Source organism: Fibrobacter sp. (assembly GCF_045601785.1).
Classification (GTDB): domain Bacteria; phylum Fibrobacterota; class Fibrobacteria; order Fibrobacterales; family Fibrobacteraceae; genus Fibrobacter.
In genome coordinates, this window is record NZ_JAZSAF010000046.1 from 1 (window position 1) to 22,952 (window position 22,952).

At 50.7% G+C, this 22,952-nt stretch carries 18 protein-coding genes; 16 read left to right on the top strand and 2 right to left on the bottom strand.

All coding sequences use genetic code 11. From position 1 onward, the window contains the following. Nucleotides 1-156 precede the first annotated feature (156 nt). The 7 genes from ACKI61_RS06895 to ACKI61_RS06925 all read left to right on the top strand — a co-directional run bounded on the left by ACKI61_RS06895 (nucleotide 157) and on the right by ACKI61_RS06925 (nucleotide 11,204). The gene (locus ACKI61_RS06895) at nucleotides 157-726 is read left to right on the top strand and encodes a hypothetical protein (protein WP_407457020.1); all 570 of its coding nucleotides are present in this window, start codon (nucleotides 157-159) and stop codon (nucleotides 724-726) included. Nucleotides 727-954: 228 nt separating this feature from the next. After that, nucleotides 955-4,830, top strand: coding sequence for a phosphoribosylformylglycinamidine synthase (purL, locus tag ACKI61_RS06900; protein WP_407457021.1), 3,876 nt, complete (start codon nucleotides 955-957; stop codon nucleotides 4,828-4,830). A gap of 42 nt (nucleotides 4,831-4,872) precedes the next feature. Further along, the gene (locus ACKI61_RS06905) at nucleotides 4,873-6,945 is read left to right on the top strand and encodes a hypothetical protein (RefSeq protein WP_407457022.1); all 2,073 of its coding nucleotides are present in this window, start codon (nucleotides 4,873-4,875) and stop codon (nucleotides 6,943-6,945) included. A 216-nt stretch (nucleotides 6,946-7,161) separates the two neighbouring features. Then, the gene (gene ndk, locus ACKI61_RS06910) at nucleotides 7,162-7,614 is read left to right on the top strand and encodes a nucleoside-diphosphate kinase (protein WP_163438727.1); all 453 of its coding nucleotides are present in this window, start codon (nucleotides 7,162-7,164) and stop codon (nucleotides 7,612-7,614) included. A 37-nt stretch (nucleotides 7,615-7,651) separates the two neighbouring features. Beyond that, entirely contained in the window at nucleotides 7,652-8,497 is an 846-nt protein-coding gene (locus tag ACKI61_RS06915) for a succinate dehydrogenase cytochrome b subunit (RefSeq protein WP_407457023.1), read from the top strand. 17 nt (nucleotides 8,498-8,514) lie between these two features. Next, nucleotides 8,515-10,428, top strand: coding sequence for a fumarate reductase/succinate dehydrogenase flavoprotein subunit (locus tag ACKI61_RS06920; RefSeq protein ID WP_072978799.1), 1,914 nt, complete (start codon nucleotides 8,515-8,517; stop codon nucleotides 10,426-10,428). Continuing rightward, complete coding sequence (locus ACKI61_RS06925; protein WP_014547104.1) at nucleotides 10,428-11,204, top strand: succinate dehydrogenase/fumarate reductase iron-sulfur subunit; 777 nt, start codon at nucleotides 10,428-10,430, stop codon at nucleotides 11,202-11,204. The genes ACKI61_RS06920 and ACKI61_RS06925 overlap by 1 nt, the downstream gene beginning before the upstream one ends. Nucleotides 11,205-11,296: 92 nt before the next feature. Here ACKI61_RS06925 and ACKI61_RS06930 read toward each other — a convergent pair whose 3' ends face one another. Both ACKI61_RS06930 and ACKI61_RS06935 read right to left on the bottom strand, forming a co-directional pair. Next, nucleotides 11,297-11,710: a putative toxin-antitoxin system toxin component, PIN family gene (locus tag ACKI61_RS06930; protein ID WP_407457024.1), complete on the bottom strand. Its 414-nt coding sequence runs from the start codon at nucleotides 11,708-11,710 to the stop codon at nucleotides 11,297-11,299. Beyond that, nucleotides 11,707-11,994 (bottom strand): type II toxin-antitoxin system RelB/DinJ family antitoxin, encoded by a 288-nt coding sequence (locus tag ACKI61_RS06935; RefSeq protein ID WP_290740029.1) that lies wholly within the window; start codon nucleotides 11,992-11,994, stop codon nucleotides 11,707-11,709. The genes ACKI61_RS06930 and ACKI61_RS06935 overlap by 4 nt, the downstream gene beginning before the upstream one ends. 919 nt (nucleotides 11,995-12,913) lie before the next feature. Here ACKI61_RS06935 and ACKI61_RS06940 point away from each other — a divergent pair. The 9 genes from ACKI61_RS06940 to ACKI61_RS06980 all read left to right on the top strand — a co-directional run bounded on the left by ACKI61_RS06940 (nucleotide 12,914) and on the right by ACKI61_RS06980 (nucleotide 22,916). Next, the gene (locus ACKI61_RS06940) at nucleotides 12,914-13,855 is read left to right on the top strand and encodes a restriction endonuclease subunit M (protein ID WP_407457025.1); all 942 of its coding nucleotides are present in this window, start codon (nucleotides 12,914-12,916) and stop codon (nucleotides 13,853-13,855) included. Further along, nucleotides 13,852-14,886: an Eco57I restriction-modification methylase domain-containing protein gene (locus ACKI61_RS06945; protein WP_407457026.1), complete on the top strand. Its 1,035-nt coding sequence runs from the start codon at nucleotides 13,852-13,854 to the stop codon at nucleotides 14,884-14,886. Before ACKI61_RS06940 ends, ACKI61_RS06945 begins: the two co-directional genes overlap by 4 nt. Beyond that, nucleotides 14,886-18,272 (top strand): DEAD/DEAH box helicase family protein, encoded by a 3,387-nt coding sequence (locus tag ACKI61_RS06950; protein WP_407457027.1) that lies wholly within the window; start codon nucleotides 14,886-14,888, stop codon nucleotides 18,270-18,272. Before ACKI61_RS06945 ends, ACKI61_RS06950 begins: the two co-directional genes overlap by 1 nt. 255 nt (nucleotides 18,273-18,527) lie before the next feature. Next, nucleotides 18,528-19,319: an amino acid ABC transporter substrate-binding protein gene (locus tag ACKI61_RS06955; protein ID WP_290740023.1), complete on the top strand. Its 792-nt coding sequence runs from the start codon at nucleotides 18,528-18,530 to the stop codon at nucleotides 19,317-19,319. Nucleotides 19,320-19,386: 67 nt separating this feature from the next. Next, nucleotides 19,387-20,046 (top strand): amino acid ABC transporter permease, encoded by a 660-nt coding sequence (locus ACKI61_RS06960; protein ID WP_072978795.1) that lies wholly within the window; start codon nucleotides 19,387-19,389, stop codon nucleotides 20,044-20,046. A gap of 8 nt (nucleotides 20,047-20,054) precedes the next feature. After that, nucleotides 20,055-20,849 (top strand): amino acid ABC transporter ATP-binding protein, encoded by a 795-nt coding sequence (locus ACKI61_RS06965; RefSeq protein WP_407457028.1) that lies wholly within the window; start codon nucleotides 20,055-20,057, stop codon nucleotides 20,847-20,849. A gap of 60 nt (nucleotides 20,850-20,909) precedes the next feature. Continuing rightward, on the top strand, nucleotides 20,910-21,248 hold the full coding sequence (locus tag ACKI61_RS06970; protein ID WP_407457029.1) for a hypothetical protein: 339 nt from the start codon (nucleotides 20,910-20,912) through the stop codon (nucleotides 21,246-21,248). Nucleotides 21,249-21,354: 106 nt separating this feature from the next. Further along, nucleotides 21,355-22,119: an amino acid ABC transporter substrate-binding protein gene (locus ACKI61_RS06975; protein WP_407457030.1), complete on the top strand. Its 765-nt coding sequence runs from the start codon at nucleotides 21,355-21,357 to the stop codon at nucleotides 22,117-22,119. Nucleotides 22,120-22,130: 11 nt separating this feature from the next. Next, entirely contained in the window at nucleotides 22,131-22,916 is a 786-nt protein-coding gene (locus ACKI61_RS06980) for a transporter substrate-binding domain-containing protein (protein WP_407457031.1), read from the top strand. Nucleotides 22,917-22,952: the final 36 nt, after the last annotated feature.

Consider the following 22,952-nt stretch of genomic DNA (forward strand, 5'->3'; position numbering starts at 1 on the left):
AAGTGGCTTGCGGTAAGAACTGTGTGATTACCTTCACTTTTGTGAAGGGTAAGCTCAAGTCTAGTGACTACAAGGCTCTTGCTGGTTACAACATGGCTGAAAACTTTAAGCTGGAAGCTCCGGCTCCCTTCCACTTTGAATAAGGAGTGATGATTTATGAATACCAAAACGATTTCCATTGCTCTTGCTGCGGTTGTGGTGCTGCTGTTGGTGACCCTTTTGATGCAGAAGGGTAGCTATGTTTCCCAGGCTACGGAACACTACGACAAGACGACTGCAAAGTCCTTTAAGGGAGCTTCGCAGATTATGGAATATGTGAACAATTCCATCGAAACGAACAAGGGCGTTTGGGCGCTCGCTTGCGAAGCCGTACAGACTGTCAAGACGTCGCAGGACCAGGCTCGCCTCGAAGCCAAGTATTTCCCGTCTACCAAGGGCTCCATGAGCATTGCGAACATGACTCGCCGCTTTGAAGCTACCGGTGCCTACTACATCGTTTCTAAATTCTCGAAGGTCGAAGTCGACAAGAAAACCGAAGTCAAGTCTCTTGCCGGCCTCGTTTCTGTGAATGTGAACGCTCTCGTCGGTAATCCGGGCGAAGAAATCGAGGAAGCCGAAGGCGAAGAAGGTGAAGAGGCTGTTGAAGAAGCTCCGGCACCGAAGAAGGCTGCAAAGCCCGCCAAGGCCGCCAAGGGCAAGAAAGGCAAGAAGGGCAAAAAGCGCTAATCTTTTGACTCTCAACGAGTTATAAAATTGTAAGAAACGACCCGCTCTGCGGGCCGTTTCTTAGTTATGAGCGCGCCTTGCTTAGGCAAGGCTTTGAGGTCTGAGTATTGAGTTAAAGCAAGGCGCCGAAGGCGCGATTATAAAAGCTCATAGCTCAAAGCGAAGCGACCTCATACCTCATACCTAATTTCTAAATTTACGGCGTAAAAATTTAAACCGAGGTTTATAATGCTCATTCTTCGTGGTACGCCGGCTCTGTCGGATTTCCGTCTCCAGAAACTTTCTTCCGATTTCAAGGCTGCGGGGCTCTCTGTCGCTTCCGTTTACGCTGAATTCCTGCACGTGGTGGACTTGTCCGCCGAACTCTCCGATGCGGAAACCGAAACTCTGAAGAAGGTGCTGCACTACGGCCCCGCCCGCGAACCCAAGGCTCTCGAAGGCGAACTCTTCGTGGTGTGCCCGCGTCCGGGTACCATCAGCCCGTGGAGTTCCAAGGCTACCGATATCGCTCACATTTGCGGCCTTTCGGCCATCAAGCGCATCGAACGCGCCATCGCTTACTATGTGAAGTTTGAAGGTGCTGTGCCCGCCGGTGCCCGCGAAAAAATCTCGGCCAAGATTCACGACCGCATGACGCAGGCCGTTTTCGCCGACACCGCCTCCTTGGAAGTCCTCTTTAGCAAGGAAGAACCGCGTCCGCTCAACGTGATTCCGGTGCTTACCGAAGGCCGCGACGCCCTCGTGAAGGCTGACAAGGAAATGGGCCTCGCTCTCTCTCCGGACGAAATCGATTACTTGGTCAAGAACTTCACCGAACTCAAGCGCAACCCGACCGACGTGGAACTCTACATGTTCGCGCAGGCCAACTCGGAACACTGCCGCCATAAGGTGTTCGGTGCCGAATGGACGATTGATGGCGTGAAGCAGGACAAGTCCCTGTTCCAGATGATCAAGAACACCTACCAGCTCCACAATTCCAACATCTTCAGCGCCTATAAGGACAACGCCGCCGTGATGAAGGGCGCTGTCGCTGGCCGCTACTACGCCGACCCGCGCAACAACAAGTACGATTTCCATAACGAAGAAGTCGACATCTTGATGAAGGTCGAAACCCACAACCACCCGACGGCCATTTCTCCGTTCCCGGGTGCCGCTACCGGTAGTGGTGGTGAAATCCGTGACGAAGGTGCCACGGGTAAGGGGTCCAAGCCGAAGGCCGGCCTTACTGGCTTTAGCGTTTCGAACTTGAAACTGCCGGGTGCAGTCCAGCCGTGGGAAAAGGACTTTGGTAGCCCGTCCCGCATTGCTTCCGCCCTCGACATTATGATTGAAGGCCCGCTCGGCGGTGCCGCGTTCAACAACGAATACGGCCGTCCGAACATCCTCGGTTACTTCCGCACTTTCGAACAGGAAGTCGATGCCCAGAACGGCAAGGAAGTCCGCGGTTACCACAAGCCGATTATGTTGGCCGGTGGTCTCGGCAACATCAAGCACCAGCATATCGAGAAGGGCCACATCGACCCGGGTGACCACCTGATTGTGCTCGGCGGTCCGGCGATGCTTATCGGCCTCGGTGGTGGTGCTGCCAGCTCCGTGCAGAACGGTGCCGGTAACGAATCTCTCGACTTTGCCTCCGTGCAGCGCGAAAACCCCGAAATGGAACGCCGCTGCCAGGAAGTCATCGACCGCTGCTGGGCGATGGACGAAGAAAACCCGATTACCTTTATTCACGACGTGGGTGCAGGTGGACTTTCGAACGCCTTCCCGGAACTCGTGAACGATGGCGGTCTCGGCGGTAAGTTTGAACTCCGCAACGTTCCCAACGACGAACCGGGTATGAGCCCGTTTGAAATTTGGAGTAACGAATCCCAGGAACGTTACGTTATCGCTATTGCTGGCGATAAACTCGATGTGTTCGACGCGATTTGTAAGCGTGAACGCTGCCCGTACGCTGTGGTTGGCGAAGCCATTCCTGAAAAGCACCTGACTTTGACTGACAAGCACTTCGGTACGACTCCGATCGACATGCCGCTCGGCGTGCTCCTCGGCAAGCCGCCCCGCATGATCCGTAACGAAAAGAGCCAGAAGCGCCCGCTGAACTCTACCGTGGTTCCGGCCGATGCCTCCATCAAGGATGTGGCTCACCGCGTGCTTGCAAACCCGACTGTCGCTGACAAGACGTTCCTCATTTCTATCGGTGACCGTAGCGTGACGGGTATGATTTGCCGCGACCAGATGGTTGGCCCGTGGCAGGTTCCGGTTGCCGACTGCGCCGTGACCAGCGCGACGCTTGATACTTACGAAGGTGAAGTGATGAGCATGGGCGAACGCGCTCCGGTTGCCTTGATTTCTCCGGCCGCTGCCGCTCGTATGACGGTGGCAGAATCTCTCACGAACATGGCTGCTGCTTGCGTGCCTGATATGGGCCGCGTAAACTTGTCCGCAAACTGGATGGCCACGCCGAACTACGAAGGCGACGGCGCCGACCTTTACGAAGCCGTGAAGTCTATCGGTATGGAACTCTGCCCGGAACTTGGCATTACAATTCCGGTGGGTAAGGACTCCATGAGTATGAGCACCGTGTGGTCTGACGCTCAGGGTAGCCACCGCGTGACCGCTCCGATTTCGCTCGTTATCAGTGCCTTTGCCCCGTGTGCCGATGTGCGCAAGACGCTTACCCCGCAGCTCCTGCAGGACAAGGATTCGACCCTCGTTCTCGTGGACCTCGCTCGTGGTAAGAACCGCATGGGTGCTTCTATTGCAGCTCAGGTTTACAACAACCTCGGCGATAAGGCTCCGGATGTGGACAGCGCCAAGGAACTCCGCGCCTTCTTCGAAACCATCCAGAAGCTCAATGCGGCTGGCAAGATTATGGCCTACCACGACAAGAGCGATGGCGGCCTCTACACGACGCTCGTCGAAATGGCGTTCGCCGGCCACGTAGGTGTGACGGTGAAGGCCGACGCCCTCAAGGGCAACCTCATCGACGCTCTCTTCAACGAAGAACTTGGTGCCGTGCTGCAGGTGAAGAATGCCGACCTCGCTGCTGTTAAGGCCGCGTTCGATGCCGCTGGTCTCGGCGATACGGTTTCTGAAATTGCAACTCTTAACGATACATACAACCTGGTCATCGGCGACTACGTCGAAGGCCTCTCGGATCTCCGCGCCATCTGGAGCGACACGACCCGCCGCATCGCGGCCCTCCGCGATAACCCGGATTGCGCCGAAAGCGAATACACGCTCAAACTGGAACAGGACAATCCGGGTATCACGCCGAAGGTCACCTTCGACGTGGCGGCGTCTGCAAAGGTCGTGAAGGACTACGCAAGCCGCCCGAAGATGGCAATCCTCCGTGAACAGGGCGTCAACGGCGAACTCGAAATGGCAGCCGCCTTCCAGAAGGCAGGCTTCGAATCCATCGACGTTCACATGACCGACATTCTCGAAGGTCGCGTAAGCCTCAAGGACTTCAACGGTCTCGTGGCCTGCGGTGGCTTCAGCTACGGTGACGTTCTCGGTGCCGGCGAAGGCTGGGCGAAGAGCATCCTCTTCAACCCGAAGGCCCGTGCCGAATTCGAAGCTTACTTCAACCGCAAGGACACCTTTACGCTGGGCGTCTGCAACGGCTGCCAGATGGTCTCTAACCTCAAGGACTTGATTCCTGGCGCTAAGCATTGGCCGCGCTTTGTGCAGAACCTCTCCGAACGCTTCGAGGCCCGCTTCTGCACGCTCAAGGTCGAAGACACTCCTGCCGTGCTCCTCAAGGGCATGGCAGGCTCCGTGCTCCCGATTGCGGTGGCACACGGCGAAGGCCGCGCGGAATTCGCTAGCCGGGATGCCGCCGAGGCCTGCCTGAAGACCGGTCTCGTGGCGCTCCGCTACGTGGACGGCAAGCACGAATACACCGAACGCTACCCGCTGAACCCCAACGGTTCCCCGTTCGGCATCAACGGCCTCTGCTCCGAAGACGGCCGCGCCCTCGTGATGATGCCGCACCCCGAACGCGTGTTCCGTACCTGCCAGTACTCCTGGCACCCGGCAGAATGGGGTGAAGACGGCCCGTGGATGCAGCTGTTCCGCAATGGTCGTATCTTTGTGGGCTAATTTTTTGTAGGTTATTCGTCGAAAACCATTATTAGAGGAATTATGAAGGCAAAACTTCTAACTCTTGCTTCATTGGCTTCGCTGTTTTTCTTGAACGGCTGTAACGGCATCGGCGACAAGGACACCCTCCTTGCTCGCATCGATAATGAAAAAGTCTATCAAGAAGATTACACTTTGCTCTTGAAGAATGAAGGACCTGTCAAAACATACAAGAACCGTTATCTGTATGATAAGCTCTATTCCAAGGCTGCTTTAGTTTCTAGGGCGCTTTCAGAATACCCCGAATTGGAAGAAGAATGGCAGGCGTATTTTGACGATTTGGACCCGCGTGTTATGACGATGGTGTTCCAGCGCTATTATGTGTCTGAATGCATCGGTTATTCTGATGCGGAATTGCGCAAGTTCTACGATATGAACCGTAGCCTGTTCCCGAAGGATTCTTCGGGAGAATTCCTGATGGCGCGCCCCGATGTGGCGAACCGCTACTATGCATCACAGAACCAGGATAAGTTCGCAGACTTCCTTAAAGAGAATTTGAAGGGAGAAAATCCTTCTACTGAAGATACCCTGAAGGCCTTGAGGTCTTTTGCGGATAACCGACGCATGGAACTGCAGAAGGAGCTTACTGCGAACTTCATGGAAAACGCTCAGATTAGTATGCCGGAACTTCCGACGGTTGACCCCAAGGTGTATTATGAAAAGCACAAAGATCAGTTTATGACCGTTCCCGGTTATGAGCTTTATCATGTGCAGGGCGATTCCTTGGAATTGTCGTCCCTGTTTGCGGATACCGTTTCTCTTGAACAGTTCAAGCTGGTTGCCGCCACAAAGAGCAAGAATGCCGAAACGGCTAAGGACAGCGGTTATGTTGGCCATGTCAAGCAGAATTATGTGCTGCCGCATGGCATCGGGCAGATTGCAAATCTCGCAGCAACGCTGGAAGGAAAAAAGCCCGGCTTTGTGACTCCGGTTCTTGGTTCCGCCGACAAAAAGTTCCATGTATTCTACCTGGCATCTCTTGATGCATCCCGTCTCAAGCCGTATGACCGCGTTGACGCGGGTATTGCAAATGGAGTCAAGTCGGGAACCTATTTTGATGTTGACTCATCGGTGGTCCTGATTACCAAGGCTGGCGAGCCTGTGTTCACGGAAGCAGATTTGAATCGCTACAACAAAAAGTTCTTCCGCCGAGCTATGAATTTCCAATTGCATCAGCGCCTTGTGTCGATGATTGCTGAAAACATGGCTTTCGCTGAGATGGCGAAGAAGTCCAAGTTGAACCACAGCTGGGAATACCGAGCCCTTAGGCGTTCTAGCCGCATGGATTACATTTGCGAACGCTATATGGAAAAGAAGCTGAGTGGCGAAGATATCCCGGAAGATACATTGAAGGCTCTGTACGATCGCGTGGGCAGTCCGATTCATGTGGGGTATTCCTATGAACAGGCGAAGGATGATTTGCGCAAGGTTGCCGCTTTCCCAAAGAACATGTATGCCCATGAATACTATATGTGCTACCGTGTTTTTTATGCTGGAAAAACATACGAAGAAAGTGTGCCTGCCATTTACGCGAGACGTTCTGAGGAAGTCGCCAGGTTGATGCAGGACCGCTTTGCTGCTGAAGCCTATTACAAGGCTGATGTACACTTGTACAACACAACCGAAACGGAATACAAACCAGAAATGCTTGCCAGTATCTTGGTTCCGAAAGCGGACTCGCTGTACAAAGCTGGGAATAGGTCTGCTGCCTACTATGAGTACCGCAAGGTCATGTATGCCTACGCCGATGTGGATAGTTTGTTCGAAAAGGTTGCCTATGAAATGGCCTTGGCCCAAGGCGAAAACGAAGAGTTTATGGATGCAGAAGGGGAGTATTACGCCTTCTACACCATGTGGCCGAATAGCGTAAATGCCGAAAAGGCCATGTTCAGTCGCGGCTTTATGCTCAACGAAAACCTGGGCTGGAATGACAAGGCGCTCGAAGTGCTTGAAGAGTTCCTCCAGAAGTATCCGAATAGCGAACTCAAGGAATCTGCCCAGTGGCTAGTCGATAATATCAAGAGCAACGGCAAACTTGCCGATGATTTGATGAAGAAAATCGAGGCGGAAGAGTAGCTCGCTTCGCGAGTAGTGGCTAGTAAACAGTGGTTAGTGAACAGGGGTAAGATATCAATATGTTTTATTGCTTTCCCTAACCTCTAATTATCGACCATTTTTTCTTAAATCCTAATCATTAACCACTTTTATTTTAACTCCTAACCACTAACCACTAACCACTAACCACTTTTTAAAATCTATATTTCTCACATCTTTAACTAAAAGGTACCTACTATGGAAATGACATTTGCAATGATCAAGCCCAATGCCGTGAAATCCGGTCTCATGGGCCGCATTATCGACCGTTACATCGCTGCAGGCCTCTCCGTCTGCGCCGTGAAGATGCACCAGATGACTTCTGCTGATGCTCGCGGTTTCTACGCTGAACACGTGGAAAAGCCTTTCTTCCCGGAACTGGAAGCCTACATGACCAAGGGCCCGTCCGTGATGCTCGCCCTCGGCGGCGAAAATGCCATTGCCAAGGTCCGCGCCATCAACGGTGCAACCAATCCGGCTAAGGCGGAACCCGGTACCCTTCGCTACGATTTTGCCCCTTCCATGACCGAAAACGTCGTGCACAGCTCCGACAGTCCCGAATCCGCCAAGCGCGAACTGGACTTCTGGTTCAAGGAAGACGAACGCTACGCTTACGAAATGCCGAGCCTCAAGGCCTGCTGCGTCCTCTAAGTTTCAAAAATAACCCCCCTCAAGGAGACACAACTCAATGCAATGGATCGTCAAGTATCTTACCTCTTCCATCGGTAAGAAGCAGATCATGGGATGCACAGGCGCGTTCCTCGCCCTGTTCATCTTCGGCCACATGTGTGGTAACTTCCAGCTTCTGAATTTCGATCAGGCTGCGGCCCAGGCGTCTTACAATGCCTACACCGAATTCCTGACCGGATTCAACCCGCTCCACTTCCCGATCAAGATGATTTATCTCGTCGAACTGGTGCTGGTGGCTGCTTTCGCTCTCCACATCTTCCTTGCTATCAAGCTGAAGATCGAGAACAAGAAGGCTCGCGGTGGCATCGACTACGAAGTCAACGCTCGCAAGGGCAAGAAGACTTTTGCGACCTTCACCATGATCTGGTCCGGTCTCTTCATTCTCGGCTTCCTCGTGCAGCACCTCATGATGCTCAAGTTCGGTGAACACTACCTGTACCTGAACGACAAGGGCGAAATCGTCCGCGACATGTGGCTCACCACCATCGAAATGTTTGCTAACCCGGCTTGGGCTGCATTCTACGTGGTCAGCATGTTCGTGATCGGTATGCATCTCTTCCACGCTATTTCTTCGGCCTTCCAGACCATGGGCATTGCTCACCAGAAGTGGACCCCGATTATCGACATCGCCGGTATCGCTTACAGCATTATCGTTGCCCTCGGTTTCGGTATCACCGCTGTTGCTGCCTTCTACCTCGCTAACCAGCCGGGTACCCAGGCCCTCATCGAAAAGTCCCGCAGCCTCCAGCCGCAGTACGAACAGATGAAGAAGGAAAAGGAAGCCGCCAAGACTTCTTATGTGGTTCCTTCTGTTGGCACCGTCGAAGTTTCTTTTAACGCTTAATTTTAAGGAGCCCACTAATGATTCTTGATTCTAAAATCCCCGGTGGTTCCATCGAAGAAAAGTGGACCAAGCACAAGTTCGAACTCAAGCTCGTGAACCCCGCCAACAAGCGTAAGTTCACCGTGATCGTGGTTGGTACTGGCCTTGCCGGTGCTTCTGCCGCTGCATCCCTCGCCGAACTTGGTTACAATGTCAAGTCTTTCTGCATCCAGGATAGCCCCCGCCGTGCGCACTCCATTGCTGCCCAGGGTGGTATCAATGCTGCCAAGAACTACAAGAACGACGGCGACTCCGTTTACCGCCTGTTCTACGATACCGTGAAGGGCGGTGACTTCCGCGCTCGCGAAGCCAACGTGCACCGTTTGGCCGAAAACTCCAACCTCATCATCGACCAGTGCGTCGCCCAGGGTGTTCCGTTCGGTCGTGAATACGGTGGCCTCCTCGACAACCGCTCCTTCGGTGGTACGCAGGTTTCCCGTACGTTCTACGCCCGCGGTCAGACGGGTCAGCAGCTCTTGCTCGGTGCCTACCAGGCTCTCATGCGCCAGGTTGCCGCCGGTAAGGTGAAGATGTTCCCCCGCCGCGAAATGATGGACCTCGTCGTGATCGACGGCAAGGCTCGCGGTATCATCGTCCGTAACCTCATCACTGGCGAACTCGAAAGCCACGTGGGTGATGCTGTCTGCCTTTGCACCGGCGGTTACGGTAACGTCTACTACCTTTCTACCAACGCCCAGGGTTCCAACGTGACGGCTGCTTTCCGTGCCTACAAGCGCGGCGCCCTGTTCGCTAACCCCTGCTACACGCAGATTCACCCGACTTGCATTCCTCGCCACGGCGACCTGCAGTCCAAGCTCACCTTGATGAGCGAATCTCTCCGTAACGACGGTCGTATCTGGGTTCCGCGCAAGGCTGGCGACACCCGTTCTCCGGACCAGATCCCGGAAGAAGACCGTTACTACTACCTCGAAGAAAAGTACCCGAGCTTTGGTAACCTGGTGCCCCGTGACGTGGCTTCCCGTAACGCCAAGCAGGTCTGCGACGCAGGTCTCGGCGTGGGTAACACCAAGCAGGCCGTGTACCTCGACTTCGCCGACGCTATCCAGCGCATGGGCGTTGCCGGTGTCTCTGCCAAGTACGGCAACCTCTTCCAGATGTACGAAAAGATTACCGACGAAGACCCGTACAAGGTCCCGATGCGTATCTTCCCGGCCATCCACTACACCATGGGCGGCCTCTGGGTGGACTACGATCTGATGTCCACGATTCCGGGCTGCTTCGTTCTCGGTGAAGCTAACTTCTCCGACCACGGTGCAAACCGCCTCGGCGCTTCTGCTTTGATGCAGGGCCTCTCCGACGGTTACTTCGTCATTCCGTTCACCATCGGCGGCTACTTCGCGGGCACCAAGCTCGAGAAGGTTTCCGAATCCGATGCCGCGTTCGAAGACTGCAAGAAGCAGACCGAAGAACGCATCCACAAGCTCCTCTCCATCAAGGGTCACCGCACTGTTAACGATATCCATCGTGAACTCGGTAACATCATGTGGGAATACGTGGGCATGGCCCGTAACGAAGCCGGCCTGAAGACCGCCCTCGAGAAGATTCCGGCCCTCCGTGCCGAATTCTGGGAAAACGTCAACGTGCTCGGTTCCGAAGGTTCCTTCAACCAGAACCTGGAACGTGCCGGCCGCGTTGCAGACTTCCTCGAGTTCGCCGAAGTCCTCACTCTCGACGCCCTGCACCGCAAGGAATCTTGCGGCGGCCACTTCCGCGAAGAAAGCCAGACTCCGGAAGGCGAAGCCAAGCGCGACGACGAGAACTTCTGCTACGTCGGTGCCTGGGAGTACAAGGGCGACGGTGTCGCACCGGAACTTTCCAAGGAACCTCTTACCTTTGATAACGTCCACCTCGCTACTAGGAGCTACAAATAATGAGCGGACTGAATTTGACTTTGAAGATTTGGCGTCAGAAGGATGCCAAGACCAAGGGACAGTTCGAAACTGTCAAGATCAACGATGTTTCTCCGGACATGTCCTTCCTGGAAATGCTGGACATCGTGAACGAAGAACAGATGAAGCAGGGCAAGGAAGGCTTCGCCTTCGACCACGACTGCCGCGAAGGAATATGCGGCATGTGCTCTCTCGTCATCAACGGTATGCCGCACGGTCCCGACCATGCGACCACCACTTGCCAGCTTCACATGCGCAAGTTCAAGGATGGCGACACCATCGTGATCGAACCGTGGCGCGCCGCCGCATTCCCGGTTATCCGTGACTGCGCCGTGGACCGTACCGCATTCGACCGCATCATCCAGGCTGGCGGTTTCGTTTCCGTCAACACCGGTGCCGCTCCTGAAGCTTCCACGATTCCGGTTCCCAAGGCTGATGCCGACCGCGCCTTCGACGCTGCCGCCTGTATCGGTTGCGGTGCCTGCGTGGCCGCCTGTAAGAACGCATCCGCTATGTTGTTCGTATCTGCCAAGGTTTCTCACCTCAGCTTCTTGCCGCAGGGCAAGGTTGAGGCGAAGAAGCGTGTGCTCGCCATGGTCGCCCAGATGGACAAGGAAGGCTTCGGCAACTGCACGAACCTTTACGAATGCCAGGCCGCCTGCCCGAAGGGTATTACTGTGGATTACATCGCCAAGATGAACCGCGAATACCTCGGCGCCACCGTGACCTACGCTGAAAAGGTGTACGGGAAGGATTAATCCTTAAATGTCATCCCGGACTTGTTCCGGGATCGCCTTTAGCAAAAAGGGACCGCAGCGATGCGGCCCTTTTTGGCATATAAATGAAAGAATTATATGTTGTCCAAAATACGCAGCATTTCTGCCGGAGTGACGACTTTGGAGTGCTTTGGAAAATGTTTTAGATTTCCCGTGACAAGAAACGCGTCATCGGTTTTATTCTTTTCCATTGTGACTTCAAAAAATACGATGTCTTTGAGGTCTGGAAAATTGCCAACAAGCGATTCTACGGTTGTCATGTTTTCACCGATTATCTTTAAGCGTGAAAGCAAAAATTCGACAGTCTCTTTTGGAAAATGAAATTTTTCACGGGAGAGCACTTCTTCGTATTCTTGTAAGATAGAATCATTGAAAACGGGAATAATCTCGTGGGCGTAGGTTTGTTGCACGACCTGCCCTGGAATGGAATCCCATTTTAGCAATGCGGAGACCAACACGTTCGTGTCAATGACTGCGTAGCATTTCATTTGCCTGCTCGGACCTGTGCGATTTCGTCGTTGATTTCGTCAAGAGACATGTCTGCGACTCCTGCATCGGCGGCAGACTGCGAAGCCTGTTTCATGGCTTCGAGAACGTCGGCGGGAGCGGCTGGACGGAGCTTCATGCTGAAGGGTATGCCGTTTTCCAAAATGGTCCTGGCAAGGAACATGCGGACAGCTGTCGGCAAGTCAATGCCGAGCTTTTCGTATATGCTCCCTGCTGCAGAACGAGTCTTTTCGTCCACCCTGACTTGCAATAGTGTACTTGGCATAATGGCTCCTTTGCTTTGCTGAAATCTACAAATGCGTTTGAAGTTGATTCTAATACACCTGTATTAATATACAATATTCTGGATGGAAAAACAAGTCAATCTTGCACTTGTGTACAAGATTTTCAAGGTTGTCTAACTAAAGTTTGCGTTATTTGTGCGGTTGTGTGAAACAAAATGTGATGTTTTTAGATAAAATGTTTCACATAAAAGGAGCAAGATGGCGTCTCGTTCCCTATGTTATCCTGGAGGGGCGTAGCCCCGATAGGATCTAAAGCATTAAAAGGAACCGCAGCGATGCGGCCCTTTTTTGCGTATGGTGGGGGGAGGGACAAAACCTGATTCGTGGTTCGGTTCTATTTTAGTTAATGTTGCAATTAGGGACATTTTTGCGTTTTCCCAATCCGCCTGTGGTGGAAAAAGACTATATTATTCATCGAAAATAGAGAGTTTCTCTTATTCTCGACATGAAATCTCGACAATTTCGAACGAGAGGATAAGATGGACGCTCACGTCTGTCGGCATGCAAGTACCGGCAACGGTTCGCTATGCAGGCCGCATTCATGCGGTCCGTTTGTGCGTATCGGCCTTTATGGGGCGTGGGTTGTTTATCCTTATTCGTTCAGGCAGTCGAGAGCCTCATGTCGTAAGGGTATTCAACCTCACGCCTTTTTTTGTGCGGTAAAATGCCAGAACAAGAGAAATTCCCACGAGTTGCTCTTGTTCTTGGCATGGAATCTCGACAATTTCAGAACGAAAGAATAAGAGGGTACTCAGAAATCCGGACGCATGCGCGCCCTGTTTTGGCGTGGGCGTATTGTATGCCTAGGGCGTCGTGTATTCTCTTTTTGTGAAATCGCCGTAATCCAGTCCCCGAACGGGAGCGAAACAGAACGTTGCGCTTGAAGTTCGGGAGAATGGAATGAAAAACATTGTGGCTGACACGCCTGTCCGGCAAATCTTTGACGTGTATCGAGGAGCCGTTCTCCCCATATTGCTAAAGGACAAGACCACGGGCAAGAATATCCTGTGGGCCACGGACGAATACGACGCCATTTCCCCGAAAAGCGAAATAGAATTCAAGGACATTACTGGCGGGAGCCTGATGCTTGTGCGTCCGCGAATTGCCAAGACCCTTGATGCCCAAAGGGAACGCACCAAGAAGCGTGCCGAAGTTTTTACACCGTCGTGGATTTGTAACCAAATGAACAACGCCCTGGACGATGATTACTTGGGCTATACGGGAGCATTCAATACCGAAGGTGATAGGGCTTGGACTAGGAACCGTAAAAAAATCCAATTTAGCGACGGAAAAACCTGGCAAGAATACGTTGACCAGACAAGGCTTGAAATTACCTGCGGCGAAGCGCCCTTCGTGACGAGCCGCTACAACCCCACAGATGGAAATTTTATCGAGGTCAAGGATCGTATTGGTTTCTTGGACCGTAAACTTCGCGTGGTCGAAGAGAATGCGGATGGTGACGAATACAAGAAATGGTCCATGCGTTCCCTGGAAAGTTGCTACGGGTACGAGTACCAGGGGGACAACCTCTTGATTGCCCGCATCAACGTGTTCTTGTCTTGGACAGAACATTGGGAAAAGAAATTAGGCGAAAAACCGGACAGAACGACAGCGCGGAGTGCCGCTAACGTTATTGCGTGGAACTTTTGGCAGATGGATGGCCTTACGGGCAGGACTCCGCAAATCAAGGAAAAGGAATGCGGACAAATGACGCTTCCCGGATTCGAAGTGGGAAACGAATCCTGCAAATCCGAAGCCACCGAGGAATGCTTGATTTTTGACTGGCGAAGACGCTTCAGCCGGACCTACAACTCTTTAAAATCAAAGGAGAATGGAAAATGAAAAAATTCTTTGCCGTAATCGGAAACCCGCCGTATCAAGATGAAACGATTGGGGATAATAAAACTTTTGCACCCCCAATTTATGATAAGTTTATTGATGAATCGTATGAAATTGCAGAAAATGTTGAACTGATTCATCCTGCTAGATTTTTGGTGAATGCAGGATCTACTCCCAAAATGTGGAATAAAAAGATGTTGTCTGATGAACATTTTAAGATTCTTCATTTTGAGGAAGATAGCAGCAAAATTTTCCCGAATACGGATATCAAAGGTGGTGTGGCCGTTTCCTTTCATTCTCACTCAAAAGTATTTGGACCTATTGGTGTTTTTACTCCTAACAGCAAAATACAAAGCATATTGAACAAGGTTATTAGAAATGCGAATTATGAATCATTAAGTACTATAATCATTACAAGCTATGCATATCATTTTACCGAGGCCTTGCATAAGGATTATCCAAAGGCTGAAAAATTGATGAGTAAAGGGCATGCGTATGATTTAAAATCTAATGTTTTTCAAAATATTCCCTTTGTTTTTGTTGATGAAAAACCGAATCAAGGCGATTATATTCGAATATTAGGAAGATTAAATAATGAACGAGTTTACAAGTTTATACGAACGAAGTATGTGAATAAAGTATCGAATGTGGATAAGTATAAAATTTTCTTATCGGGAGCAATGGGAAGAGGTGAATTTGGTGAAACAATTGTAGATCCTATAATAGGCTATCCTGGAGATGGATCAACAGAAACTTTTTTAAGTATGGGCTCGTTTTCGTCAAAACAGGAAGCGCTCAGAATTTCCAAATATGTGAAAACAAAATTTGCGAGATGCTTGTTGGGGATATTGAAAAAAACACAAGCAAATACTCCTGAAAAATGGAAATACGTTCCTCTCCAAGATTTTACCTCTAAATCCGATATCGACTGGACCAAATCTGTTCACGAAATAGATTTGCAGCTCTACAAGAAATATGGCCTCTCCAAAGAAGAAAAGGACTTCATTGAAACCCACGTCAAGGAGATGGTCTAATGTCAAACGTTACCCAAATCAAGACAATGCGGCCTGTGAACCGCGCTATCTACGCATACACCACTCCAAATGACCGCACCCATGACGGGTGGATAAAAATCGGTGATACCGAAGTCAATTTTGGTGAGAACTTGAAAGACGCTGTTAAGGATCGCGTTCATCAGCAAACCCACACCTCCGATACCGATGCCCCTATTGCGTGGAGTGGAAGGGCTGTTTTCGAAGATGACTTGACGCCTTTCCGTGATTACGATTTCCATAAATACCTGACAAACAAGGTGGATATCGAAAGGAAACCGAAAACGGAGTGGTTCAAGACTGACGCAAAGACTTCTAAGAATCATTTCAATGATTTTAAGGAAAATCACGGAATCCTTACCGAAATGGAAGGCGTCGAAATCTACGAACTTCGCGATGAACAGGAAGAAGCTGCCAGAAAGACCGCCGATTATTTCGATAACCACAAACTGGTGAAAATTCTGAAAAAGGACAAGGCTCCCGAATTCTTGTGGAATGCAAAACCCCGCTTTGGCAAGACCCTTACGGCATACGATTTTTGCAAGCGCGTTGGTGCAAAGAATGTTCTTATCTTGACCAACCGCCCGGCCATTGCCGATAGCTGGTACAATGATTACGCCCGTTTCGTCGGGACAGAAGGCGGCTATTACTTTGTAAGCCAGGTGGATGTTTTCAAAAAGAATCCGCAAAAATACAAGCATGTTTTAACAAGGGATGAGTTTACTCGCGCTGTAAGCAAGAACAGGCTCGGTTGCATTGAATTTATCTCCTTGCAAGACCTTAAAGGCGCAAAGGCTTTTGGTGGCGATTACGAGAAACTCCGTGAAGTTTCTGAACTTGATTGGGATGTGCTGATTCTTGACGAGGCGCACGAGGGCGTAGAAACCGATAAAACGGATGTTGCCTTGGAACGCATCAAACGCCGTTTTACGCTTAACCTTTCGGGCACTCCGTTCAAGATGCTTGCTTCCGACAAGTTCCCCGAAGAGGCTATATTCAACTGGACATACGCAGACGAACAGGAGCGTAAAAAGGAATTTGCCGAAAAGGGTGTAGAAAATCCTTACGAAGACTTGCCGAAGCTCAATCTTTTCACCTACCAGATGTCCGATATGATGGGAGCGAAGGCCGATGCCGGAACTCTCATTGATGACGAAGAAACGCAATATTACTTTGACTTGAATGAGTTCTTCAAGACGAATGCTTCGGGGTATTTTGAACATCTCGAAGATGTAAAGAAGTTCTTGGACGCTCTCACGGAGCAGAAAAAGTATCCGTTCTCTACGGAAGAACTCAGGAATCAACTCAAACATACGTTTTGGTTGTTGAACCGCGTAGATTCTGCCATCGCCTTGAAAAAGCTTTTGACACAGCACCCTGTATTCAAGGAATATACGGTTGTCCTTGCTGTAGGCAATGGCGACGAGGAACTGGAAAATCAGAAGGCGATTACCGCTGTTCGCGAAGCAATCAAGAAAAACGAAAAGACTATCACCCTTTCGGTGGGGCAACTCACGACGGGTGTGACCATTCCCGAATGGACTGCAGTTTTGATGCTTTGCTCCATGCGCTCTCCGGCGCTGTATATGCAGGCTGCATTCCGTGCCCAAAATCCGTGCCTTTTCTTGGATAAGGATGGCAAAACATATCGCAAGGACAATGCGTATGTGTTTGATTTTGATCCGGCACGCACGCTGACTATCGTGGAAACCATTGCCAACGACCAGTACAAGGATACTGCCGGTGGTGCAGGCAATAGCGAAAAACGCAAAAAGCATGTTCTGGAACTCTTGAACTTCTTCCCTGTGGTGGGCGAAGACGACAATGGCGAAATGATAGAGCTGGATGCCGAAAAGGTGTTGTCCATCCCGAGGCATATCCACGCCAAGGAAGTCGTGAATCATGGTTTTATGAGCAATTTCCTTTTCCAGAACATTAGTGGCATATTCGCAGCACCTTCGATTGTAAACGACATTCTCAAGAAGGTGAATCCTGTCACCAAGGCAGAAGCGGACAAGAATATTGTTACCCCGGAACAGGCGAATGAACTTCCTCTTGATGAAAATGGAAATGTCGATGTTCCCTCGGAACAGGTGGTCGGGACCGCCGCCGATAAGTTCGGTGATCCGGTTTTTGCCCAGCAATCTAATGATTACGAAAAAGACGTGAATAGGTTACTGCGAGATCACGAGCCGTCGAAAATTGAAAATATCGTTAAGGAATTGACCGCTGTTTACGATGCTTCTGTAAAGGATGTTGCCGAAGAAGCCAAGGTCAAGTTTGGCCAAGACATGACCAAATCTCAGTCCAAGGAATTCGAGCGCAAATTGCAAAATTACGGGCAAAAGAAAATCAGTTCTGCCGCCGCCGATTTCAAGATAGAAGCCGGTACAGCGGAACACAAGCGTGACGAGGCGTTGAAAAACTGTAATTCTAAGGCCGAAGAAAAGCAAATTCAGCAAGTATTCAAGAAGGAAATGGATGCGGCTGAAAAAAAATTCAAAGAAACCGTTTCGGATACATCGGACATTTGGAAAAAGGCGACAGAGGAAACCGTCAAGGCTGTCGAAGAAAGCAAGATTGAAAAGAAGAAAAATGATATTGAAGAAAAGGTTCGCGACCACCTGCGTGGATTTGCACGAACGATTCCCTCTTTCTTGATGGCCTACGGAAATGACAATACGACTCTCGAAACATTTGAACGCGACATTCCGGGTAATGTTTTCCTTGAGGTAACGAGTATTACTGTTGACGAATTCAAATTCCTGCGCGATGGTGGTGATTACACCGACGAAAATGACGGAAAGAAAAAGCACTATGACGGTCATCTCTTTGATTCGGTCGTATTCAACGACTCCGTGAAGGAATTTATGCGCAAACGCTCGGAACTGGCGGACTACTTCATGGAAGATGTAAAGGGCGATATTTTCGACTATATTCCGCCGCAGAAGACGAACCAAATCTTTACACCGAAAAAAGTCGTAAAGGACATGGTGGATATGCTCGAAAAGGAAACGCCGGGCTGCTTTGACGACCCAGAGCATACCTTCGCTGACCTGTACATGAAATCAGGACTCTATATCACCGAAATCATCAAGCGCCTTTATCGTTCAAAGAAGATGAAGAAACTCTTCCCTGCCGACAAGAAAAGGCTAGAGCATATCGTCAAGAATCAAGTCTGTGGGGCAGCTCCTACCGAAATCATCTACATGATTGCCATGCACTACATTCTCGGTTTCAACAACGAAATCGAAGGCAAAACCGCATCGCAAATTCAAGCGCTTTATCCGAATTTCAAGATGAAGGATACCGCCGAACTCGCTAAAAACGGAAAACTAGCAGAATGGGTGGGAACGGCGTATAAATAAAACGCGTGAGAACGCCCACAAAAGTCCCTTTCAAAGCCGAAAGGGACCAAAACTTGCGATAATCGAACTTTACGGAAGCGAAGGTATTCCCTATATCGACCAGAGCTGGGATGAGGCTGAACAGGATGCAGCCAACGTCATGGAACTCCTTGAATCATACAGGCCTTAAATATGAGGTCTGCTCAATTATCTGTATTCATTGAAATGCGGCCCTTTTTCTATATTTCTCTTGTAAATCAAAAAGAGGACTTCAAGATGAAAAAACTTTTAGCGATGTTTGCGGCGGTTGCGTGTGCCGCGGTTCTTTCTGCCTGTAACGACCAGAAGGCGGAATCCAAGACTCAGGCCGATGAATCCCTGAACAAGGTGAAGGCGGCGGGCGAGTTCGTGCTCGGTCTCGACGATTCTTTTCCGCCGATGGGTTTCCGCGACAAGGACAACAACATCGTGGGTTTCGATATCGACCTCGCCACCGAAGTTTGTGCGCGCCTGGGCGTGAAGCTCAAGACGCAGCCGATTTCCTGGGACGCGAAGGAACAGGAACTGAACACCGGCAAGATCGACTGCATCTGGAACGGCATGAGCGTGGACAGCGCCCGCGCAAAGGCGATGAACCTGAGCGACCCGTACCTCAAGAACCGCATGATTTTCACGGTGAAGGACAAGGCTCTTGCAAGTCTCGCTGCCCTCGCCGGCAAGAAGATTGCCGTGCAGAACGGCTCTACCGCCCAGAAGTTGCTGGATGCCTCCGAAGCGGGCAAGGCCGCCAAGGAAATTGTTCCGTTTGACGACAACCAGACGGCGCTCATGGATTTGGACAAGGGCGGCGTGGATGCCGTGTTCCTGGACGAAATCGTGGCCAAGTACTGGATTGTGACGAACGCGAAGGACTACACGGTGCTCGAGGAAGGCCTTTCCGACGAAGTCTACGCCGTGGGTTTCCGCAAGAAGGACCAGGCCCTGCGTGATGCCGTGAATTCCACCCTGGCTGCCATGAAGGCCGACGGCAAGTTCGACGAAATCTCTGCCAAGTGGTTCGGCAAATAGGTGTGAGGTCGCTCCCTACGGGAGCTTTGAGGTATGAGCTCAGCGCAGTGCGCTTCTGAGGTTATTCATGTCGGAATTGTCAACGCTTTTGCCTATCCTTTGGGGCGGCTTCTGCACGACGCTCGCCATTTTCGGGCTTACACTCCTGTTCTCGATTCCGCTGGGCCTGCTCATCGCAGTCCTCAAGATGAGCAAGTGGCGCGTGGTGCGTTACCCGGTGTCGTTCTACATCTCGGTGATGCGCGGCACCCCTTTGCTGCTCCAGATTGTGGCGATTTATTTCGGCTCCTACTACCTGAGCGAATATGCGGGCGTGGATTTTTCCTTTGACCGCTTCCCGGCGGTGATTGTGGCGTTCTCGATAAATTATGCGGCCTACTTTGCCGAAATTTTCCGCGGGGGAATCCAGTCCATACCCAAGGGGCAGTACGAGGCGGCCTACATGCTGGGCATGACCCGTACGCAGACGTTCTTCCGCATTATCTTGCCGCAGGTGGTAAAGCGCGTGGTTCCCGCAAGCGCCAACGAAGTCATCACCCTGGTGAAGGACACCTCCCTTGCGCAGGTGATTGCGGTGACGGAACTCTTTGCGCTGGCCAAGAAACAGCAGGCGGCCTATGCGAGTATTTATCCGCTGTTCGTGGCGGGCGTGTTCTACTATGTGGCGAACCTTTTGCTGAGCGTGCTTTTCGCCTACGTGGAACGCAAGCTCAATTACTATAAGTGAGGCGTGGAATGGAAAACGTGAATGAATCTGCGCCGATCCTCAAGGTAGAACATGTCAAGAAGTCCTTTGGCGACTTGCATGTGCTCAAGGATATCTCGTTTGACTTGAAGGCGGGGGAGGTGCTCTCGATTATCGGGCCTAGCGGTTCCGGCAAGAGTACGCTTTTGCGTTGCCTTACCCAGCTCGAAACGGTTGACGGCGGTTTTGTGCAGGTCGACGGCAAGGACATGGTGGTGCCGAATGATTCGGCAAAGGGCCCGGCGGTCAAGTACGCGCCGGCGAAAACGCTCCGCGATATTCGACTTTCTACGGGGCTCGTGTTCCAGAACTTCAACTTGTTCCCGCATTTGACGGTGCTGCAGAACCTTTGTCTCGCTCCGGTGCGCGTATTGGGAGATGGCCGCAAAGAAGCCCGCGCCATGGGACGATTCTTGCTCAAACGCATGGGCCTTGAGGGCAAGGAAAAGGCTTACCCCTGCGAGCTCAGCGGTGGCCAGCAGCAGCGAGTGTCCATTGCCCGCGCCCTCGCGATGAACCCGAAGATTCTTTTCTTCGACGAGCCGACCTCTGCGCTGGACCCGGAACTGACCGGCGAAGTGCTCAAGATTATCAAGAAACTGGCCGAAGACAAGATGACCATGGTCATCGTGACTCACGAGATGGCTTTTGCCCGCGACGTGGCAGACAAGGTTGTCTTTATGGACGGCGGCGTCATCGTGGAACAGGGAACTCCCGACCACGTGTTCCGCAAATCGGGTAACGAACGCCTCGCGCAGTTCCTGAGCAGGTTTTCAAAGGCTTGATGCGGATGGAATCCAGGAATTCCTGTATTCCTTTGCTGCAGCCTTTTTTCGTTAAAATCGTTGAAATTCTCCCGTTCCATTTTCAAGGGTGTCATCGATTCTGTTCCGGGAGAATATTACTACTATGCCACGGATGGCAGGATAGACACTTTGTTCAAAAGGGAAGACGGACAGAACAAGCCTGTCGTTTCTATCGCCTACGATTCGCCTGATGGGCAAAGCAACTTTGAATTAGAAGGTGTCTTAGAAGCGGAGTATGAGTTCCCTAGATATGTCAAAACATATTGGAACACTGGAAATCCCAAAGATATATTGACAGGTATGATGACGGAAAAATCAAGGCCGAAGTCACCGGAACTATTGTCGAAGAAAATAACGCCTTTAGGATACGTAGCCTGATTTTTTACACAATTTTGCACAAATTTCTAGTAAAATCCCATAAATTTATTTTTATGGGAACTTTTTTTCTTTTTTGTATATATTTTATGAATAGAAAGGAGAATGTATGAAAAATTTGTTTGCAGTTTTATCCGTTTTTTTGATGTCGGCTTTTCTTGTTGGTTGTGATTCCGACAAGTCTCTCGAAAAGGTGCTTTCCAAGGGAGAACTGGTAATTGGCCTCGACGATTCCTATCCGCCGATGGGGTTCCGTGACGAAAATGGCAACATTGTTGGTTTTGACATCGATCTTGCGAACGAAGTTTGTGCTCGTCTAGGGGTAAAGCTTAAAACCAAGCCGATTTCCTGGGATGCCAAGGAACAGGAACTTAATTCGGGAAACATCGACTGTATCTGGAACGGCATGAGTGTCGACAGCTCCCGTGCCGTGGCCATGAACCTGAGCGACCCTTACTTGAAGAACAGCATGTTCTTCGTGGTTCGAGATTCTTCGCTTGCCAATTACGATTCCCTTAAGGACAAGGTGATCGCCACGCAGAAGGGCTCTACTTCGCAGACATTCCTTGCGGCCTCTGAAGTGGGTAAATCGGCGAGAGAAGTAGTTTACTTTGATGACAACCAGATGGCCCTCGCGGGGCTTGAAAACGGCAGTGTCGACGTGGTGTACTTAGATGGGGTGTTTGCGAAATACTGGATATTGAAAAATCACAAGGAATTTGTGATTTTGGAAGATGTCGGCTCAGATGAGAAACTTGCCATTGGTTTCCGTAAGGGCGATCAGGCCCTGCGCGATGCGGTGAACGAAATCGTGAATACCATGAAGAAGGACGGTCGCTTTGTGAATATTTCAATGAAGTGGTTTGGTAAATAAGGGGAGTGTGTATGAAAAAGGTCTTGGTTGCGGTTTCGATGATAGCCCTTGCGGCAACCCTTTCTGGCTGCAAGGAAAAGGTGGAATCTTCTAGTGTTGATCCGTCTTTTGAAAAGGTGAAATCTTCGGGAGTCCTTGTCATAGGGTCTGTGGCTGTTTTTCCGCCGATGGTTTTTGTTGACAAGGACAGCAATGTAGTCGGCTTCGATATCGACCTTGCAAAAGAAGTGTGTTCCCGCTTGGGACTTCGGCTTAAAATTCAGGAGATTGTTTGGGCTAACAAGGAAGAAGATCTGTATTCGGGCAGAATCGACTGCATCTGGAATGGCATGAGCGTTGATAGTGCCCGTGCGAAAACGATGAATCTGAGTGACCCTTACCTTACGAACCGGATGGTTTTCGTCGTTAAGGACAAGTCCCTGGAACACATAGACATGCTCAAGGAAAAACGGCTCGGTGTGCAGAGAGCTTCGACGGCGCAGACCTTGTTGGACGAAATCGAAGTGGATGATGACGCGAATGAGATTGTCCTGTTTAAGGACCTGATTCCCGAATTTGATGCGTTGGATAGCGGAAAAGTCGATGCAGTATATGCCGATGAAGTTTTTGTGAAGTACTGGAACAATTTGCATGACAAGGCGTATACCGTTCTTGATGAAGGTTCCTACAATGAGTTCTATGCGGTGGGATTCCGCAAGCAGGACCAGTCGCTACGTGATACCATCAACAGCGTTCTGAATCAATTGAAGAGAGATGGTAAGTTTGTGGAACTTTCCGTTAAGTGGTTCGGTAAATAAGAAGAATTGCAAAGTACAAAAGAAAGCCTTCGGTTT